We start from the raw sequence: 19,255 nt of genomic DNA, 5'->3' as shown, positions 1-19,255 counted from the left end.
TGGAGTCGTCGAACTCTCCCTTGGTAAGGGAGTGCTCTACCGCTGCAGAGAGCAGATGTTCCCTGGGCCATCAGAGGCTTGCCCGTTTGCCGCTTTTGGCGGTGGTGTAGGCTGGTGCCTGTTCGGTGGGTGCTCGGTCGCTCCACGGCCGGGCTCACCGATAGGTCGTCATCCGGTGATTGGCGATCTCGAACCAGAGACGGGAAGCGGCCTTCTTTTGGCTGACCGCCCATTCATGTTCGATCATGCTCAGGGCCTGCTCAAGCCGCTTTGATGCCATCACACCGTTGCAGGCGATCTGGATCATGCTGAGCTTTTTGAAACGCTCCTGGTCAGGGTTGAAGCGTTTTGTGAGCTGCTTCATGTCCTTGTCGACGGCGATCAAGATCGCGCTGTTGGCCAAGGCGGTTTCACATACCACGATGTCCGAGGCACCTTCGGCGAGCACGTCGCTGTGCCGGATCGCTTTGTGCCCGGCCTTTTCGACCGCCAGCGCAACGGATTCGGGAGCGCTGGCGTCCAGCAGGAAAATGAGATGAGCTGCCAGCGCCTTCAAGCAGCGCTGTCGAATGCGAGCGCAGCTTCCACGTCCGACTTCGTCAGCGTGGGATATTCACGCATGATCTGCTCGACCGTGTAGCCCGATTCCGCAAAGGCTTTGATGTTTCCCACCGGGATGCGCGTTCCGGCAACGACCGACGTGTTGCCGAACCCATGACGCTTCTCGATACGGCCAGCGGCCGATGAATCGCGTTGGCGCCAGAGCCTAACACGCTCCTGCATGTCGCCAGCTACCACCTGCAACGGGATTTGTAGGACTCCTTGACCTGAAACGACCTCTTCGTGCTGGTTGGTTTCGTTGTTGACGAAAACCACCTTCTTCTTGAGCACGTAAAGGGTTGTCGACGCCCAGTGCTCTCCGAGCGCCAGGAGCTTGTCCTTGACCTCGCGAAGATGCTGCATCGAGACCCGAGATTCGTTGCGAAGCTCGTCGAGCACGCGCAGCGCCACAAGGTCCTTGAAGCTATACAGTCGAGCGTAGGCAAGCTTGCGATTCTCGTTGCCCAGGCTTGGCGCAAAGAAGTTCGTCCGGTCCCAGTGCCGCAGTTGGCGGACTGAAAGGCCGGTGAGACGCGCGGCGTCTTCTTCCGTGAAGGCCGCTATGACTATGGTCTCAGCCTTTTTGCTCATTTCCACATTGTAACGCGCTGCTTCGGTAAAAATACGGTGCACGCGGAGAATTTTTAAGGGGGCTATCCGGCGAGTACCAGACCGAACGCGATCCCGACGCCAATCGCGAGACCAGTCGCAAGGCTGCTGGTTATTCGGAGCGCCAACTCGGTTGCCGTGGCTCGCCACCGGCGTGCCGGCCGCTTCATCTGCAGGCCGATCAGCTCGTCAAAAATGCGTTCCATCGTAGGTTCTCTCCTTCCTGGTCCGTGTAGATCGGCGCCTAGCGAAGTCGAGTTGTGTAGATATGCTGTAGATCAGCCGTTTTTTGGCCGTTCCTAAAATCTCTGAAGACCTTGGAAATGTTGGCTCCCCGGGCCGGATTCGAACCAGCGACCAACCGGTTAACAGCCGGTTGCTCTACCACTGAGCTACCGGGGAACAGAGGCTCTTGTGTGAGTGGCGCAGCCTATAGCAAACCCGTTTCGGCTTTGCAAAGAAGCATTTCACATTTTTTTCCGCCATTTTGTGCATGGCGCTTTCTGGCAATCGACGGCTGGGCTCCTCATATGAGCGGTTCCGCAAGGAACGTAGGGCGGCGAAAGGCGTTGCGGCCTTGGGCGGCCGATGTCTTTAATCGATGGGAACCGAGATCGAGATGACTGCAGCAGGCGACGACGCACCGGCACGGAAAATCACGGTCTTCGGCCGTGAGTTCACCATGCCGCGCTCGCGCGGGCTCAGGATCGCCATCGGCGTCGTGCTGATTCTCGGCGGCATTCTCGGCTTCTTGCCCATCCTGGGCTTCTGGATGATTCCAATCGGATTGCTCGTGCTTTCCTACGAATTCGCCATGGTGCGCCGCCACCGGCGCCGCTTCGTCGTATGGTGGGAACGCCGGCGCCGTCCGGATTGATTTGGCCGGGCGCTTTGCCGGCCTCTCGCAGATCTCCTGGAGGCCTCGCCCGGAATCGAACAGGGCATGAAAAAGCGTTGCGGCGCTTCACGCCGCCGCAGCGCAAGCCGGGTGGCTCCGTCACAGGCGAAGGCTGCGCGCTCATGAAAACCGATCGGAAACGGTGTCCGGTGCTCGCCTGAGGAAAGCGCCGGGAATGGCGCGCGGGCGCTTGACGGCCTTTCGCCGCCAACATATTGAGTCCGCTCGGAACGCCGGGAGCAACGAGGCCTCGTGGCGGAGTGGTTACGCAGAGGACTGCAAATCCTTGCACCCCGGTTCGATTCCGGGCGAGGCCTCCAGTTGCCTGGGCTCCTTAGGGAGCAGGCGTTCCGGTCGGATTGGACCGCGGTCGTGGCGCGGCAGGCGGGCCTTGTTGGGCGGATTGGTTGGAACGATGAGCGCTGATTTCTCCGAACGCCGCGTCAAGATGGTCGATGGCCAGGTCCGCACCACCGACGTGACCAGCGCGCCGTTGATCGATGCCATGCTTTCGGTGCCGCGCGAGAGCTTTGTCGGCGCCGGCCAGCGCGATCTTGCCTATATCGATGAGGACATTCGCATCTCCAGCGGCGCCAACGGCAGCGGCGCGCGCTATCTGATGGAGCCTTCGCCGCTGGCCAAGCTCTTGCAACTGGCCGAGATCGGCGCCGGCGATTCGGTGCTCGATGTCGGCTGCGGCACCGGCTATTCGGCCGCTCTTCTGTCGCGGCTGGCCCGCTCCGTGATTGCGCTGGAAAGCGATTCGGCGCTGGCGGAAATCGCCGGATCGGCGCTCTCGGCGCTGGCCTGCGACAACGTGACCGTGGTCACCGGGCCGTTGGCGCAGGGGCATGCCGTCAAGGCGCCCTACGATGTGATCTTCGTCGGCGGCAGCGTCGAGGAAGTGCCGGCCGCGCTGCTCGACCAGCTTGCGGAGGAAGGCCGTCTCGTCGCCGTTGAAGGGCAGGGCAATTCGGGCGTGGCCAGGCTCTTTTTCAAAGCAGGGGGGGTTGTAACGGGCAGACGCGCGTTTAATGCGGCAATTAAGCCACTACCTGGCTTTGAACGTACCCACGCATTTGAATTCTGAGCGTTTTTGCCTTGCAGTGAACGCGCTGTCGTGATCGCTTGCATTTGAACAATCGTTGCTGATCGCATAACCATGTATTCTCGGGGGCAGTCAGCGGGGGAACGATAGAAGCGCGGCGCCGGCTGCTCATGGATGAGCGACTGTCGTGGCGCGGTTCCCATGCAAACGAATGAGGGATATTACGTGCCGTCCGTACGCAAGACTGTTCTAGCCGCCATCCTGGTTTCCGCGACAGCGCTTTCGCCGCTGGCCGCCTCGGCGGAAACCATCACCGGCGCGCTTGCCAAGGCCTACCAGAACAATTCGCAGCTGAATTCCGCCCGCGCCGGTGTGCGCGTCACCGACGAGGGCGTGGCCATCGCCAAGTCCGGCTGGCGCCCGACCGTTACCGGTTCCGGCAGCATCGACTATTCGAGCAGCCATCTGAACGGCACCAACCAGAGTGTGCGCCTGACCACCGGCAATTTCGGCGTGCAGATCGACCAGACGCTGTTCGACGGGTTCCAGACCAGGAACAACGTCGCGGCCGCGGAAGCCCAGGTCCGGGCCTCGGTCGAAAGCCTGCGCAACACCGAGGAAAACATCCTGTTCAACGCGGCAAGCGCCTATATGGATGTCATCCGCGACCGCCAGGTGGCGGTGCTCACCGAACAGAACCTTCAGTTCCTGACCGAGCAGGCGCGCGCCGCGCGCTCGCGCTTCGAGGTCGGCGAAGGCACGCGCACCGACGTAGCCCAGGCCGATGCCTCGCGCTCGACCGCCGTGGCGCAGCTCAGCGCCGCCCGCGCCCAGGCGCTGGCCAGTGCGGCGACCTATCACCAGATCGTCGGCGACGAGCCCGGCAAGCTCAAGGCAGCGGCGCCGCTGGCCAGGCTTTTGCCGTCCAGCCTCGACGCGGCGATCGTCATCGCCTCGGCCGAGCATCCGGCTATCCTTGCCACCGCGCACCTGGTCGACGCGGCGGCGTTCGCGGTGAAGTCGCAGGAAGGCGCGCTGCTGCCGCAGCTTTCCGCCAATGCAGGCGTTTCCAGCGCCTATCGCAACACCGTGCCCGGTGCCCTGAGCACGTCGGACGGCACCACCAATTCGGCCAGCATCGGCGCGACGCTGACCATCCCGATCTATTCGGGCGGCCGCACCTCGGCACTGGTGCGACAGAAGAAGGAATCGCTGAGCCAGGCCCGCATCGAGGTCGATGTCAGCCGCGATCAGGTGCGCCAGGCCGTGACCTCGGCGTGGACGCAGTACACAGCCGCGCAGCAAAGCGTCGCCGCCAACAGGCAGGTCATCGCCGCGGCCCAACTGGCGCTCAACGGCGTCATCGAGGAGCGCAATGTCGGCCAGCGCACCACGCTCGACGTGCTGAACGCGCAGAACGCCGTCATCAGCGCCAAGATCAACCTTGCCAGTTCGGAGCGCGACGTGGTGGTGGCGAGCTACGCCATCCTGTCGGCGACCGGCCGGCTGTCGGTCGATCGCCTCGCGCTCAACGTGACGAAGTACAAGCCGGAAGAGCACTACAACGCCGTCAAGGACAAGTGGTACGGGCTGCGCACGCCCGACGGCCGCTAAAGCGTCCACTGCAATCAAGGTTCGGCTCGGCAAGACGCCGCGTGTCCAACGGATGCGCGGCGTTTGGCATTGTCGGGCCCGATGCTCCTTCCTCCTCTGCCGCGGCCATCCGAGAGCCTGAGGCATAAGCTAATCTGTTGAAATCCAACATCTCCCCAGAATGGGGATTCTCGGACGGCGATCCGTCGGCTACCCTGTTGCCATGATTCGAATCCGGCTTTTGCCGGGGCGAAAATCTGGAATGGGTCACAAGAGCGGCGGATGTGACAATGGCGACGGCAAGCAGCGCGCAGCGCGAACCTTCCATGGAAGAGATACTGGCTTCCATCAGGAGGATCATCGAAGACAGCGACACCGGGCGCAAGCAGCCGGGTGACGCGAACGAATTGCGCCAGGATCTCCAGCCCGCGCCGGCGGCGGTCGTGCCGGCTCCGGATGTAGATGCCTTCCGTGCCGAACTCAATGCCGGGACCGAAGCCCGCAAACCGGTCTCGCTGGCCGAGGTGCAGGCGCAACTGGCGGCCGAACCGGTCGTCGCCCGCATGGAAACGCATACGCGCGCGGATGCCACTCCGGCGGTCGAGCTGAAGGCGCCGGTGACGCTCGCCGAGGTGAGCGCCAGGATCGCCGCCGAGCCGGGCCCAGCCGCACCGGAGAAAGTTGTCGAAACCAGCGATACGATCGTTGCCGACTGGCGGCGCGAGATCGCCGCCGTCGGCGAGACGGCGAAGGCTGTGAGCAGGCCGGAGCGGGTCGAGCCGCGCGCGCCGGCGGTTGAACCTGAGCTCGAGATAGGAGAGGACGAGCTGGCGGACGAAGCCGGTTACGAGCCGGCCGCCGCGCATGTTGCGACGGCGCCGCAGCCCGCGGCCGAGGCGCCGCCCGCCCGCCCGGCGATCCTTTCAGAGCATGTCGGCCGCCAGGTCGCCGCCGCCTTTGGCGAGCTCTCCGATGCCTTTGCCAGCCGCAGCAAGAAAAGCTTCGACGAGATGGCCGAGGACATGCTGCGGCCAATGCTGCAGGACTGGCTGGACAACAATCTGCCGACGCTGGTCGAGCGCCTGGTCCGCGAGGAAATAGAGCGCGTCGCGCGCGGCGCGTAGTAATCTCCTCCAACGATCACTCTCGAAACGCCGCCCATGAGGCGGCGTTTTTGTCGATGGTCAGCCCGCGCTCGTCGCGAAGCAGATGAGGTTGCCGTCGGGATCCTTGACGATGAACGTGCGGGCGCCCCAGGGTTCGGTCCGCAATGTCTGGTGGAACGGGGCCGTGGCTGCCTGATACTCCAAAAACAGAGCCTTGATGTTGTCGACAATGATCGTCGCCGCCAGCAGGTCAACGGTCGAATTGGCGGTGAGTGGAGGCTTGTCGACATGGCGCAGGTTGAGCCGTGCGCCATCGCGGATGATTTGGGCGTAGAAGGGCGGCTCGCCATAGGTGAAGCGCGTCCCGAAACCGAGCTTTTGCCGGTAGAAATTACAGGCCGCTGCGATGTCGCCGACAAAGAGTTGTGGCTCGGCAAAGGCGAGATGCGGTTTTGCGGCGTCTGCTGCTGCATGATCGGTCACGGTTTGAAGGCCTTCCTTCAGCGCCTGCCAGCTCTCGAAACCTGACTTCCTGGCGACGAGTTCCTGGGCATCGGCAAGCTTGAAGCCGTGATCGAGGATTTGGCTGTCGCTGAGATGGTGAAAACGCGGCAAGAGCCATCCAATCACAGCGGTGACGGGATAATACCGCTCGCGGTGCCATTTGAGATAGAGCTTGGCCTGTTTCTTGTGGTGTTCGAGGGTCGGCATGGGCGCATTGCGGGGTTGAGGTGGCGTAGGCGGGCAATGCCCCTCCGGCTGGAAGCCGATGCGCCCTACAGCAGCGCTGGCAAGGTAAGATGGCTGGGATCAGTGGTCAAGACGAGAGTGACAAGGCTTTCTCCGGCGAATTGGGGGCCGGCCATCGTCGACGAGTGGATCGAAGAACAGCTCCTGCTTGATCCGATCCGCGCTACGCCTATCTGCTTCTCATGACCCGAGGCGGCCCTTGCGGTTGACTTGGCCAAAGCCTTCCGATTTACACCGGACCAGCAAGATCCCGACAGCGCGGACCACTTTCCCATGCTTGAAAAGACCTATGACGCCAAGACCGTCGAGCCCAGGATCGCCAAGATTTGGGAAGAGGCGGACGCCTTTCGCGCCGGCGCAGGCGCGGAGGAGGGGGCGGAGGCCTTCACTATCGTCATCCCGCCGCCGAACGTCACCGGCTCGCTGCATATGGGCCATGCGCTCAACAACACGCTGCAGGACATACTGGTGCGCTTCGAGCGCATGCGCGGCAAGAACGTGCTGTGGCAACCGGGCATGGACCATGCCGGCATCGCCACGCAGATGGTGGTCGAGCGCCAGCTGATGGAAAAGCAGATCCACCGCCGCGATCTTTCGCGCGAGGATTTCATCGAGAAGGTCTGGGAATGGAAGGCCCAATCCGGCGGCGCGATCTTCAATCAGCTGAAGCGGCTCGGCGCCTCGGCCGACTGGAGCCGAGAGCGCTTCACCATGGACGAAGGCCTGTCCAGGGCGGTGCTGGAAGTGTTCGTGACGCTCTACAAGGAAGGGCTGATCTACAAGGACAAGCGCCTTGTGAACTGGGACCCGAAGCTGCTCACCGCGATCTCCGACCTGGAGGTCGAGCAACACGAGGTCAACGGCAATCTCTGGCACTTCCGCTATCCGGTCGAGGGGGCTGTCTTCGACCCGGAAGACCCCAAGACGTTCATCACGGTCGCGACGACGCGTCCCGAGACGATGCTTGGCGATACGGCGGTGGCGGTGCACCCGGACGACGAACGCTTCCGTCATCTGGTCGGCAAGAACGTCATCCTGCCGATCGTCGGCCGCAGGATCCCCGTCGTGGCGGACGAATATTCCGATCCGGAAAAGGGCTCAGGCGCGGTCAAGATCACGCCGGCGCACGACTTCAACGACTTCGAGGTCGGCAAGCGCCACAAGCTGCCGGCGATCAGCATCCTCACCGTCGAGGCGGCGATCACCCTCAAGGACAATGAGGATTTCCTCGCCGGCCTCGAAGTGACGCCGGAACGCCGGGCCGTCTGGGACGAGCTCAATGGCCTCGACCGCTTCGCCGCGCGCAAGAGGATCGTCGAGCTGATGGAGGCCGGCGGCTTCCTCGACAAGATCGAGGCGCATCGCCATACGGTGCCGCATGGCGACCGCGGCGGCGTGCCGATCGAGCCGTTCCTGACCGACCAGTGGTATGTCAACACGATCGAACTGGCGAAGCCGGCGATCGCCTCGGTGCGCGAGGGCCGCACCAACTTCGTGCCGAAGAACTGGGAAAAGACCTACTTCGACTGGATGGAAAACATCCAGCCCTGGTGCATCTCGCGCCAGCTCTGGTGGGGCCACCAGATCCCGGCGTGGTACGGGCCGGATGGACGCGTCTTTGTCGAGAAGACCGAGGAAGAGGCGCTGGCCGCGGCGATCGAATACTACCTGGCGCTGGAGGGGCCGTGGAAGGCATGGGTCGAGGACAAGCTCGAGAATTTCAAGCCGGGCGAGATCCTGAGCCGCGACGAGGACGTGCTCGACACCTGGTTCTCGTCCGCGCTGTGGCCGTTCTCGACGCTGGGCTGGCCGGACCAGACGCCGGAGCTCAAGACCTACTACCAGACCGATGTGCTGGTCACCGGCTTCGACATCATCTTCTTCTGGGTCGCCCGCATGATGATGATGGGCCTGCATTTCATGGACGAGGAGCCGTTCCACACGGTCTATGTCCATGCGCTGGTGCGCGACAAGAACGGGCAGAAGATGTCGAAGTCGAAAGGCAACGTCATCGATCCGCTCGAGCTCATCGACGAATACGGCGCCGATGCGCTGCGCTTCACGCTTGCCGTGATGGCCGCGCAGGGGCGCGACGTGAAGCTCGATCCGGCGCGCATCGCCGGCTACCGCAATTTCGGCACCAAGCTCTGGAACGCGACGCGCTTTGCCGAGATGAACGAGGTCGCGCGCAATGACGATTTCTGGCTGAACGACGCCAAGCTCGCGGTCAACCGCTGGATCCTCACCGAGCTGACGCGGGCGGCGCGCGACATCACCGACGGTATTTCCTCATACCGCTTCAACGAGGCGGCGGGTGCCGCCTACCGGTTCGTCTGGAATCTGTTCTGCGACTGGTATCTGGAACTCCTGAAGCCTGTATTCATGGGCACGGACGAGGCGGCCAAGGCTGAGAGCCGCGCCTGCGTCGCCTTCGTGCTCGACGAGATCTACAAGCTGTTGCATCCGATGATGCCGTTCATGACCGAGGAGCTGTGGGCGCAGACCGCCGGCGAGGGCCAGGAGCGCGCTTCGCTGCTTTGCCACGCCGCCTGGCCGTCGCCGGACTTCGAGGACGCGGACGCGGCCGCCGACATCAACTGGCTGGTCGATCTCGTCTCCGGCATCCGCTCGGTGCGCTCGGAAATGAACGTGCCGCCGGCGGCGATCGCGCCGTTGATGGGGATCGGCGCCAACACGCTGACGCAAGAGCGGCTGGAGCGCCACGCCCAGGCCATCAAGCGGCTGGCGCGCGTCGGCGACATCGCGCTGGTCGACGCGCCGCCGAAGGGCTCGGCGCAGATGGTGCTCAACGAGGCGACGGTGTGCCTGCCGCTCGGCAGCCTGATCGACCTCGCGGCGGAAGCGGCGCGGCTGCAGAAGGAACTGGCCAAGGTGACCGAGGAGATCGCCCGCCTGCACAAGAAGCTGTCGAACGAGAAATTCGTCGCCAATGCGCCGGAAGAAGTGGTCGAGGCCGAACGCGAAAAACTGGCCGAATACCGCGAGGCGCAGGAGAAGCTTTCGGTGGCGTTGACGCGGGTCCGCGACGCCGGCTGAAGTCAAGATTCGCCTCTACTTGGAGGCAGGTTTCCGGTAGGTCAATTGCCTCGAAAACGGCCATGCCGTTGGGTTAATTTTGACGTAAACGGAAAGTTTTAGCCCCATTGTTGCCATAATGTAACAATGGGGCCAAATGGCCCCGAAAGACCTTGTTTTTGAGCTTTTTGTGACAGGTTTCACAGATTTTTTCCGCCGAGTTGCCCCGGCAAAGCCATTTTTCAGCTAGGCGGCGGCATGCGCCGATAGGCCCCAAAGGCGGCCGGCCAAGGTGTACATGTACGCCTTCCGAATTCATTGTTGCGCCGTTAACCCGAATTGGTTCTAGCTTGATCCACTAGTATTTCGGGGAGGACATCCATGATCAATTTGCGTTTGAAAGCACTGCTGGGGGCGGGGTGCTTTTCGCTGGCCGCGATCGGTTCCGCGCATGCCGGCGGCCTGGAACGCGGCGGTTACGACATCGACCTGCTGTTCGATCCAGCGCAGGTCACCGGCGAGGCTTCCGCCACCTATGTGATGCCGCAACGAGACCTGAAGAATGTGGTGGACATCGACCCGACAAATGGTCCGCTTAATTTGTTGGGCGCGCCCAACTCCGCCCGCGATACCGAAAGCTATTGGGTGCCAAGCGCCGGCATTAAGATCGGCATGGGCCCTGTCGATTGCCTCGGCGACTACGGCCAACCGATCGGAGCGTTCAGCAATCCCGGCGCCAATTGGGCCGGTGCGAACGGCAATATCATAACCAAGGTAAAGAGCGAAGCGCTGGGCGCAACCTGCTCGTACAAGATGGACCTTGGAAAAGGTCAGTTTCGGGTTCTTGGCGGCGTATTTCACGAGGATGTTTCGGGCTTCAAGGAGCAGTTGGTTGCTCCTCTCCCGGCATTCTTGGGCACGGGCGTAGGACGCCTCGATCTCGAGGGAGATGGCTGGGGATGGCGTGCCGGTGTTGCCTATGAGATTCCGGAAATCGCTCTGCGCGCCAGCCTGGTCTACAATTCGGCGGTGAAGCTCGATAATCTCGCCGGAACGCTCGACCTGACCCAGGTTTCCAGCATCATCGATCCGACAAATCCGCTGCTGGGTACCGTAACCAATGTCTATGGCTCCTCTGAAGTGCCGGACTCGGTGGAACTGAAGCTGCAGTCTGGTATCGCGCCAGGATGGCTCGCCTTCGGCTCCGTCAAGTGGATGAACTGGAGCCAATTGCAGAGCATCCCGTTCTGCCCGACTGCGACGAAGGGCGCGTTTGCCTGCACCACCACCAGCGTGGTTCGCGCGACGTCATTGGATCTGCTCTACAGGGACGGATGGACGGTCTCCGGCGGTATCGGCCACAAGTTCAACGATCAGTGGAGCGGTGCGGCAGTTCTTACCTGGGATCGTGGTACCACCACCGGCCTCAGCGCCCAGACCGACACCTGGACCATCAGCGGCGGCGTGGCGTACACGCCGACCCAGAACATCGAGCTCCGTTTCGGTGGCGCGTTGGGTGTGCTCACCAGCGGGTCGATACATCCGGTCGTCGGCAGCGACGGCGTCACCTACGGCACCGACTATACCGCCGACTTCGGCAACGACCTTGTTTCCGCCCTCTCCACCTCGTTTAAGGTGAAGTGGTAAGCCATTCAGACTGAACACAAAAAGGCCGGGCATTGCCCGGCCTTTTTTGTTGGTGCCGTCAGGCGTGCGGGTGTCGCCGTAGCCGCACCAATCTCGCCGCGTTGCAGATAAGCCGCACATCCCGCGCCCCTCACAATTGTGACGTTTTAGCAACACTTTATGAACAACCCCAGCGCTACAGTTCCGGCCAGGGGGATTGCCCATTTCCCGCCATAAACCCGGCGCACCTCGAAATGGTCTCGGGACACGCGCCAAAAGGCTCGGCGATGGGGCAGGCCGCACCGCCCGCGGCAAGGACGAGTATGGACGCCAGAGCTATCTCCAAGGCCAAGCTGCCCAGCCGCTACGTGACCGTGGGTCCGGCGCGCGCGCCGCATCGCTCGTACCTCTACGCCATGGGATTGTCTGCGGCCGAGATCGCGCAGCCGCTGGTCGGCGTCGCCAGCTGCTGGAACGAGGCGGCACCTTGCAACATCTCGCTGATGCGTCAGGCGCAGGTGGTCAAGAAAGGCGTCGCCGCCGCCAACGGCACGCCGCGCGAGTTCTGCACCATCACCGTCACCGACGGCATCGCCATGGGCCACCAGGGCATGAAATCGTCGCTGGTGTCGCGCGAGGTGATCGCCGATTCGGTCGAGCTGACCATGCGTGGCCATTGCTACGACGCACTGGTCGGTCTTGCCGGTTGCGACAAGTCGCTGCCCGGCATGATGATGGCCATGGTGCGCCTCAACGTCCCGTCGATCTTCATCTATGGCGGCTCGATCCTTCCCGGCAGCTATCGCGGCCGGCAGATCACCGTGCAGGATGTGTTCGAGGCGGTCGGCCAGCATTCGGTCGGCACGATCAGCGACGCCGAACTGCTCGAGATCGAGCAGGCCGCCTGTCCGTCGGCCGGCTCCTGCGGTGCCCAGTTCACCGCCAATACGATGGCCACCGTCGCCGAGGCGATCGGCCTGGCGCTGCCCTATTCCTGCGGCGCGCCGGCACCATACGAGATGCGCGACCGCTTCAACTACGCCTCCGGCGAAAAGGTCATGGAGCTGATCGCGAAGAACATCCGGCCGCGCGACATCGTCACGCTGAAGTCGCTGGAGAACGCCGCGACCGTGGTGTCCGCCACCGGCGGCTCGACCAATGCCGCGCTGCACCTGCCGGCGATCGCGCATGAGGCCGGGATCAAGTTCGACCTCTTCGACGTCGCCGCGATCTTCGAGAAGACGCCTTACATCGCCGATCTCAAGCCCGGCGGCAAATATGTCGCCAAGGACATGTTCGAGGCCGGCGGCATTCCGCTGCTGATGAAGACGCTGCTCGACCATGGCTATCTGCACGGCGATTGCATGACGGTGACCGGCCGTACTTTGGCCGAAAACATGCAGCATGTTGCCTGGAATGACAGCCAGGATGTGGTCCGTCCCGCCAACCGGCCAATCACCAAGACAGGCGGTGTGGTGGGTTTGAAGGGCAACCTTGCCCCCGAAGGCGCGATCGTGAAGGTCGCGGGCATGTCGGAACTGAAATTCTCGGGTCCGGCGCGTTGCTTCGATTCGGAAGAGGAGTGCTTCGAAGCGGTCACGCAGCGCAATTACAAGGAAGGCGAGGTTCTCGTCATCCGCTACGAGGGTCCGCGCGGCGGTCCGGGCATGCGGGAAATGCTGTCGACGACGGCGGCTCTCTACGGCCAGGGCATGGGCGGCAAGGTGGCGCTGATCACCGACGGACGGTTCTCGGGCGCGACGCGCGGCTTCTGCATCGGCCATGTCGGGCCGGAGGCGGCTGTAGGCGGCCCGATCGGGCTCATCAGGGACGGTGACGTGATCTCGATCGATGCGGTCAACGGCACGATCGAGGTGGCGCTGTCCGACGCCGAACTGGCGGCGAGGAAGAAGACGTGGAAGGCGCGCAAGACCGACTATCAGTCGGGCGCGATCTGGAAATATGCGCAGACGGTCGGATCGGCCCGCGACGGCGCGGTGACCCATCCGGGCGGTGCGGAAGAAACACATTGCTATGCGGATATCTGAGGTGTTGAGGTCGTCTGTCTTTTCGGCACTGGTCGTGTTCGCCACTTTTGGCGCGACCTTCGGCGCCGTGGGCCAGGCCGTGGCCTTCGACGACAAGGTGTTCGACGACAAGACCGGCGTGAAGCCGCAGTCCAGCCCGTGGGCGGTGTTCCAGTTCGGCTTTTCCGCCTACAAGAACGGCCACAAGGACCAGGCGGTCGAGGCCTACAAATATGCCGCCGAGAACGGCCAGATCGGCGCCACCTGGAAGCTTGCGCGCATGTATGCCGAAGGCGACGGCGTGGCGCGCGACGACTACGCGGCCTTCAAGTTCTTCTCGGAGATCGTCGACCAGGATGTCGAGCCCGGATCGCCCGAGGAGAGCTATGTCTCCGACGCGCTGGTGGCGCTCGGCGACTATCTGCGCAAGGGCATACCCGGCAGCCCGGTCACCGAGAACGAGGTGGCCGCGCAGGAATACTACATGCGCGCCGCCGCCAACTACCGCAATCCGAACGCCCAGTTCGAAATCGGGCAGATGTTCCTGAAAGGCGAGGGCGGCGTCAAGGCAAGCGTCAAGCAGGCCGGGCGCTGGCTCCAACTGGCGGCCGAGAAGGGCCATGCCGGCGCGCAGGCGACGCTCGGCAACCTCCTGTTCCAGAGCGGCAAGGTGGTGCGCGGCCTGGCGATGATGACGGCCGCACTCGAACGTGCCGCACCGGCCGACCAGCCGTGGATCCGCAGCATGCAGGAAGAGGCCTTCGCCGCCGCCGGCGAAGCCGACCGCCGCACGGCCATCTCGCTCGCCGACGACATCCTGACGAAGGGCGGCGGCGACCAGTAAGCCGCGCCGCTGCCAAGTCACTCCAGGTAAATCAGTTCTCGGTCGGTTCCGTCGGCACCATGCTTGGCGCGGGCGTCGAGATCGGCGTGGTCATGACCGGCGGGGTCGTGCCCGGGCAGTCGTCATGGATCTTGGTCCACGAGGTGTTGTTGAGCACCATGTCGCAGCGGGCGAGGTGGCTTTCGCCGGCAATCGTCAGGCAGGCGGTCTCACCAATCTTGAACGATTTGCCGTTGGCAAGGCATGCCTGGGCGGCAAGCACCGGTGCCGGCGCGATCAACGCCAACACAAGGCCAGCCGAGCAAAGAACAAACCGGATCGCCATCGAACCCCCGCAGCAAGTCGCATCAAACGCGCAATTTGTGGCGATATCAGGGTTTTGCGGAGATTTGCGTGAGTAGCCCTCAGGCGGGCTGCAGCGCCAGCTCGATCGCCACCGGCACATGGTCGGATGGCTTCTCCCAGGCGCGGACATGCTTTTCGACCGAGGCCGAGGAAAAACGGTTGGCGGCTTCGGGCGACAAAAGCAGGTGGTCGATGCGGATGCCGTTGTTCTTCTGCCAGGCGCCGGCCTGATAGTCCCAGAACGTGTAGACATCGGACGAATCGGTGACGGCGCGCACCGCTTCGGTGAAGCCGAGGTTCTTTAGCCGACGGAAGGCCTGCCGCGTCTGCGGCTGGAACAGGGCGTCGCGCAGCCAGTTCTCCGGGAACCGGGCGTCGGCGGCTTCGGGGATGACATTGTAGTCGCCGGCCAGCACCAGCGCCTCTTCGAGCCGCAGCCGCTCCTGCGCCCACCTCTCCAGCCGCGCCATCCACGACAGCTTGTAGGAGAACTTCTTCTCGTCATCGATCGGATTGCCGTTCGGCAGATAGAGCGAGGCGACGCGCAGCGCGCCCCTGTCGGTCGAGAACACGCCCTCGATGAAGCGCGCCTGCTCGTCCTCGTCATCACCGGGCAAGCCCTTGATAACTTCATCGAAGCGCAGTTTCGACAGGAGGGCGACGCCGTTGAAGCCCTTCTGGCCATGGGTCTCGACATTGTAGCCGAGCGCCTCGACCTCGGCGCGCGGGAACTGTTCGTCGACCGATTTGATCTCCTGCAGGCAGACGATGTCGGGCGCGCTTTCGGTCAGCCAGTGGGTGAGGTTGCCGATGCGGGCGCGAACGCCGTTGATGTTCCAGGTGACGATTTTCATGGATTGCCCTTGGGATCTTCGGACGGGAGGCGTTCGACGAGGCCGATCGTATTGCCTGCCGGGTCCTTTAGGAAGGCCATCCACTCGCTTTCCCCCGCCGGACCGAACTGGCCTTCGGTGTCGCGATGGACTAGTGCCGGCGGCGCGGTGAAGGGAATGCCCGCGGCCTTCGCCTGCGCATGGAAGGCTTCGAGGCCGGTAATGTCGAGATAGACGATGCCCGCCGGCACGCCATCGGTGAAGAACAGGCGCACGTCGCCGGCCATGATGAAGGCGATGCCCGGCGGATCGTAGCGCGCATGCACGCCCATGCCGAGCACGTCACGCCAGAAGGCGAGCGTGATGTCGAGATCGCGGCCGGCCGAGAGCGCGACCTGACGAACCGCCCCGACGGCAGGCATCCGATTTCAGCTAAACAGAAAAACTGGTGCCGCAGCCGCAGGAGGCGACGGCGTTCGGATTCCTGATCTGGAACGACTGGCCCATCAGGTCGTCGACGAAGTCGATCACCGAGCCGCCCATATAGACCAGCGACAGGTCGTCGATCAGCACGGTGGCGCCGTCCTTCTCGATGGCGACGTCGTCGTCGTTGCGTGTGTCGACGAGGTCGAACTTGTAGGAAAAGCCGGAGCAGCCGCCGCCTTCGACCGAGACGCGCAGCGCCGTCTTGCCTGGCTCGCCGGACACGATCCTGGCGATCCGCTTGGCGGCGGCGTCGGTCATCTCGACCTTCATGGCAGTCTTGGCATCGGCGCCCATGGCGTCACCTTGCTTTCGGTTTCATATGATAGGTATGAAGCGGGCGGGGCCAAGTCAACTGGTGGGTGAATGGACGAGCGGCAGGGCAAGGATGCTCTCGGCGACATAGGGTTCGGCTACCGGCCGCGCGCCGCCTATGCCAGCGATCCCGCGCGCTCGCGCGGGCGGCTGTTCGAGGAGGCCGAAAGCCCGACCCGTACGCCGTTCCAGCGCGATCGCGACCGCATCATCCATTCGACTGCCTTCCGCCGCCTGAAGCACAAGACGCAGGTGTTCGTCGCGCATGAGGGCGACCACTACCGCACCAGGCTGACGCATTCGATCGAGGTTGCGCAGATTGCGCGCGCTCTGGCGCGGGCGCTGCGCGGCGACGAGGATCTGGCCGAAGCCGTGGCCCTGGTGCACGACTTCGGCCACACGCCCTTCGGCCATACCGGCGAGGAGGCGTTGAATGAGAAGATGGCTGCCTGGGGTGGCTTCGACCACAATGCGCAGTCGCTGCGCGTGGTGACGCGGCTTGAGCGGCGTTATGCCGAGTTCGACGGGCTGAACCTCACCTGGGAAACGCTGGAGGGGCTGGTCAAGCACAATGGGCCGCTGACGGATGCCAAAGGGCAGGGGCTGAAGGGCCCGGTGCCGCAGGCGATCCGCGACTATTCGGAGCTGCATGATCTCGAACTCGACCGGTTTGCCGGCATCGAGGCGCAGTGCGCGGCGATCGCCGACGATATCGCCTACAACACCCATGACATCGATGACGGTCTGCGGTCGGGCTTCCTGACGCTGGACATGCTGGAGGACGTCACCTTGCCGGGCTCGATCCTGGCGAGCGTGCGGGAGCGCTATCCGGCGCTCGACGCCGTGCGCACCGGCCATGAACTGATGCGCCGCCAGATCACCATGATGGTCGAGGACGTGATTGCCTCCACCCACGCCAATCTCGAGCGCCTGAAGCCGGCAAGCGCCGACGACGTGCGGGCGGCGGGCGAGACGATGGTGACCTTCTCCGCCGGCATGGCCGCGACCGAGAAGGAATTGAAGGCCTTCCTCTACAAGCATCTTTACCGGCACAGCGAGGTCATGCGCGTGCGTGCCGACGCCGAAGGGATCGTCAGGGATCTGTTCGATGCCTATTTCGCCGATCCGCGCGCCATGCCCGACGGCTGGCGCGAAGGCCTCGATAGGGCGCAGGATCGCATCAAGGCGCGCAGCGTCGCCGATTTCCTGGCGGGCATGACCGATACCTACGCCCTGAAGGAACACCGTCGCTTGTTTGACCACACGCCCGATTTGAGCTAGGGCGAGCGCGATTTTGCCGGCCAACGAGCCGGATTCCCTAGCACAGCCGCCAGAGCCAGACCCAATGAACATCTTCGCCGATTTCAACGCGCGAGTCATAAAAGCCGTAGAAGCGCTTGACCTGAAAGACAAGGACGGCGCGCCGCTCGACCTGTCGCGCATCGCCGTCGAGCCACCGCGCGATGCCAGCCATGGCGATCTCGCCACCAACGCCGCGATGGTGCTTGCCAAGCCGACCGGGCAGAACCCGCGCGCGCTTGCCGAAAGGCTGGCCGAGGCGTTGCGTGGCGACGCCGACGTCGCGGCGGCCGATGTCGCCGGTCCGGGCTTCGTCAATCTCAGGCTGCATGACGGGTTCTGGCAGGCGCACCTGGCGGCGCTGCTCGGCGAGGGCCGCAACTATGGCCGCTCGACCATCGGCGGCGGCCGCAAGGCCAATGTCGAATATGTTTCGGCCAACCCGACCGGCCCGATGCATGTCGGCCATTGCCGGGGCGCGGTGGTGGGCGACACGCTCGCCAATCTGATGGCCTTCGCCGGCTACGACGTGACCAAGGAATATGTCATCAACGACGCCGGCTCGCAGATCGACGTGCTCGGCCGCTCGGCTTTGCTCCGCTACCGCGAGGCGCTCGGCGAGGCGATCGGCGAGATACCGGCCGGGCTCTATCCGGGCGACTATCTCATTCCGGTCGGCCAGGCGCTGGTAAAGGAGTTTGGCGGCAAGCTTTTGCAGATGCCGGAAGACGAGGCGCTCGCCATCGTCAAGAACCGCACCATCGATGCCATGATGGCGATGATCCGCGAGGATCTGGCGCTGCTCAACGTGCACCACGACGTGTTCTTCTCCGAGCGCACGCTGCATGCCGACAATGCCAGGAAGATCCGCTCGGCAATCGCCGACCTGACGCTGAAGGGGCATATCTACAAGGGCAAGCTGCCGCCGCCCAAGGGCGAGAAGCCGGACGACTGGGAAGATCGCGAGCAGACCTTGTTCCGCTCGACCGCCGTCGGCGACGACATGGACCGGGCGCTGGTCAAGTCGGACGGCTCCTTCACCTATTTCGCCGCTGATGTCGCCTATCTCAAGGACAAGGTCGACCGCGGCTTCGTCGACCTGATCTATGTCCTGGGAGCCGACCATGGCGGCTACGTCAAGCGGCTTGAGGCGCTGGCGCGCGCGGTCGCGGGCGACGAGGTGAAGCTCACCGTCCTGCTCTGCCAGTTGGTCAAGCTGTTCCGCGACGGCGAGCCGGTCCGCATGTCGAAACGGTCCGGCGATTTCGTCACGCTGCGCGAGGTCGTCGAAGAGGTTGGCCGCGACCCGATCCGCTTCATGATGCTTTACCGCAAGAACGACGCGCCGCTCGATTTCGACTTCGCCAAGGTGACCGAGCAGTCGAAGGACAATCCGGTGTTCTACGTGCAATACGCCTCGGCGCGCTGCCACTCGGTGTTCCGGCAGGCGAGCGAGCAGTTGGGCGAGGCCAATTTCGACCGCAATCGGCTGACGGCGTCGGTGGCTTCGCTCTCCGACGAGGGCGAAATCGGCCTGATCCGGAAGCTGGCTGAATATCCAAGACTGATTGAGTCCGCGGCCCTTGCATTGGAGCCGCACAGGCTGGCATTCTACCTCTACGATCTGGCTTCCAGCTTCCATGGGCACTGGAACCGGGGGACGGATAATCCTGACTTACGTTTTGTTAAGGTTAACGACCGACAATTGACGTATGCCAGACTGGGGCTGGTGCAGGCTGTTTCGGACGTTTTGACGTCCGGCCTGACGCTGATTGGGGCCGAAGCGCCCACCGAGATGCGTTAGGTTTGACTAAAAAGCCTGTCACCTTTTGCCCACATTGCG

General features: G+C 63.5%; 18 protein-coding genes and 2 tRNA genes. 11 read left to right on the top strand and 9 right to left on the bottom strand.

The genetic code is table 11. The annotated features are described in order from the left end of the window. Positions 1-154: 154 nt before the first annotated feature. The 4 genes from EN846_RS19465 to EN846_RS19455 all read right to left on the bottom strand — a co-directional run bounded on the left by EN846_RS19465 (position 155) and on the right by EN846_RS19455 (position 1,611). On the bottom strand, positions 155-556 hold the full coding sequence (locus EN846_RS19465; RefSeq protein WP_128346623.1) for a DUF5615 family PIN-like protein: 402 nt from the start codon (positions 554-556) through the stop codon (positions 155-157). Then, on the bottom strand, positions 553-1,191 hold the full coding sequence (locus EN846_RS19460; protein WP_128346624.1) for a DUF433 domain-containing protein: 639 nt from the start codon (positions 1,189-1,191) through the stop codon (positions 553-555). Before EN846_RS19460 ends, EN846_RS19465 begins: the two co-directional genes overlap by 4 nt. A 62-nt stretch (positions 1,192-1,253) precedes the next feature. After that, positions 1,254-1,415: a hypothetical protein gene (locus EN846_RS35195; RefSeq protein ID WP_189379720.1), complete on the bottom strand. Its 162-nt coding sequence runs from the start codon at positions 1,413-1,415 to the stop codon at positions 1,254-1,256. Between the two features lie 121 nt (positions 1,416-1,536). Continuing rightward, positions 1,537-1,611: transfer RNA gene (locus tag EN846_RS19455), tRNA-Asn, on the bottom strand. 217 nt (positions 1,612-1,828) lie between these two features. Between EN846_RS19455 and EN846_RS19450 the strand changes: the two genes are divergently transcribed. From EN846_RS19450 to EN846_RS19430, 5 genes are all read left to right on the top strand, one after another. Beyond that, positions 1,829-2,086 carry a hypothetical protein gene (locus EN846_RS19450; protein WP_127311795.1) on the top strand — a complete coding sequence of 86 codons (258 nt, stop codon included), beginning with the start codon at positions 1,829-1,831 and terminating at the stop codon, positions 2,084-2,086. Between the two features lie 267 nt (positions 2,087-2,353). Then, positions 2,354-2,427, top strand: a tRNA-Cys gene (locus tag EN846_RS19445). A 95-nt stretch (positions 2,428-2,522) separates the two neighbouring features. After that, positions 2,523-3,197 (top strand): protein-L-isoaspartate O-methyltransferase, encoded by a 675-nt coding sequence (locus tag EN846_RS19440; protein WP_127392898.1) that lies wholly within the window; start codon positions 2,523-2,525, stop codon positions 3,195-3,197. 183 nt (positions 3,198-3,380) lie between these two features. After that, entirely contained in the window at positions 3,381-4,769 is a 1,389-nt protein-coding gene (locus EN846_RS19435) for a TolC family outer membrane protein (RefSeq protein WP_127283802.1), read from the top strand. Between the two features lie 269 nt (positions 4,770-5,038). Then, positions 5,039-5,872 carry a PopZ family protein gene (locus tag EN846_RS19430; RefSeq protein ID WP_135913946.1) on the top strand — a complete coding sequence of 278 codons (834 nt, stop codon included), beginning with the start codon at positions 5,039-5,041 and terminating at the stop codon, positions 5,870-5,872. Between the two features lie 60 nt (positions 5,873-5,932). On the opposite strand, the gene EN846_RS19425 is transcribed toward EN846_RS19430, so the two are convergent. Beyond that, on the bottom strand, positions 5,933-6,565 hold the full coding sequence (locus EN846_RS19425; protein ID WP_127393826.1) for a VOC family protein: 633 nt from the start codon (positions 6,563-6,565) through the stop codon (positions 5,933-5,935). Between the two features lie 312 nt (positions 6,566-6,877). Here EN846_RS19425 and EN846_RS19420 point away from each other — a divergent pair, with 312 nt between their 5' ends. The 4 genes from EN846_RS19420 to EN846_RS19405 all read left to right on the top strand — a co-directional run bounded on the left by EN846_RS19420 (position 6,878) and on the right by EN846_RS19405 (position 14,137). After that, a complete protein-coding gene (locus EN846_RS19420) occupies positions 6,878-9,661 on the top strand; it encodes a valine--tRNA ligase (protein WP_128346569.1) in 2,784 nt (927 codons plus the stop codon). Between the two features lie 360 nt (positions 9,662-10,021). Then, on the top strand, positions 10,022-11,287 hold the full coding sequence (locus EN846_RS19415) for an OmpP1/FadL family transporter (RefSeq protein WP_127283795.1): 1,266 nt from the start codon (positions 10,022-10,024) through the stop codon (positions 11,285-11,287). A gap of 302 nt (positions 11,288-11,589) precedes the next feature. Then, positions 11,590-13,314, top strand: a complete 1,725-nt coding sequence (ilvD, locus tag EN846_RS19410; RefSeq protein ID WP_128346570.1) for a dihydroxy-acid dehydratase — start codon at positions 11,590-11,592, stop codon at positions 13,312-13,314. Next, on the top strand, positions 13,301-14,137 hold the full coding sequence (locus tag EN846_RS19405; protein WP_127283793.1) for a tetratricopeptide repeat protein: 837 nt from the start codon (positions 13,301-13,303) through the stop codon (positions 14,135-14,137). Before ilvD ends, EN846_RS19405 begins: the two co-directional genes overlap by 14 nt. Positions 14,138-14,168: 31 nt before the next feature. On the opposite strand, the gene EN846_RS19400 is transcribed toward EN846_RS19405, so the two are convergent. The 4 genes from EN846_RS19400 to erpA form a co-directional block, all read right to left on the bottom strand. Continuing rightward, a complete protein-coding gene (locus tag EN846_RS19400) occupies positions 14,169-14,462 on the bottom strand; it encodes a hypothetical protein (protein WP_127283792.1) in 294 nt (97 codons plus the stop codon). A 79-nt stretch (positions 14,463-14,541) separates the two neighbouring features. Beyond that, the gene (gene xth / locus EN846_RS19395) at positions 14,542-15,336 is read right to left on the bottom strand and encodes an exodeoxyribonuclease III (RefSeq protein WP_127283791.1); all 795 of its coding nucleotides are present in this window, start codon (positions 15,334-15,336) and stop codon (positions 14,542-14,544) included. After that, the gene (locus EN846_RS19390; RefSeq protein WP_127283790.1) at positions 15,333-15,737 is read right to left on the bottom strand and encodes a VOC family protein; all 405 of its coding nucleotides are present in this window, start codon (positions 15,735-15,737) and stop codon (positions 15,333-15,335) included. The genes xth and EN846_RS19390 overlap by 4 nt, the downstream gene beginning before the upstream one ends. 10 nt (positions 15,738-15,747) lie before the next feature. Further along, positions 15,748-16,095 (bottom strand): iron-sulfur cluster insertion protein ErpA, encoded by a 348-nt coding sequence (gene erpA, locus EN846_RS19385; RefSeq protein WP_126054194.1) that lies wholly within the window; start codon positions 16,093-16,095, stop codon positions 15,748-15,750. Between the two features lie 69 nt (positions 16,096-16,164). On the opposite strand from erpA, the gene EN846_RS19380 reads away from it, so the two are divergent. Both EN846_RS19380 and argS read left to right on the top strand, forming a co-directional pair. Further along, positions 16,165-17,394 (top strand): deoxyguanosinetriphosphate triphosphohydrolase, encoded by a 1,230-nt coding sequence (locus tag EN846_RS19380; RefSeq protein ID WP_127283789.1) that lies wholly within the window; start codon positions 16,165-16,167, stop codon positions 17,392-17,394. A gap of 64 nt (positions 17,395-17,458) precedes the next feature. After that, positions 17,459-19,216, top strand: a complete 1,758-nt coding sequence (gene argS, locus EN846_RS19375; protein ID WP_127283788.1) for an arginine--tRNA ligase — start codon at positions 17,459-17,461, stop codon at positions 19,214-19,216. Positions 19,217-19,255: the final 39 nt, after the last annotated feature.

Source organism: Mesorhizobium sp. M4B.F.Ca.ET.203.01.1.1 (assembly GCF_004791025.1).
GTDB lineage: Bacteria > Pseudomonadota > Alphaproteobacteria > Rhizobiales > Rhizobiaceae > Mesorhizobium > Mesorhizobium abyssinicae.
The sequence above is the reverse complement of the archived record's forward strand: the minus strand, read 5'-3'. Positions and strand labels throughout refer to the sequence as shown.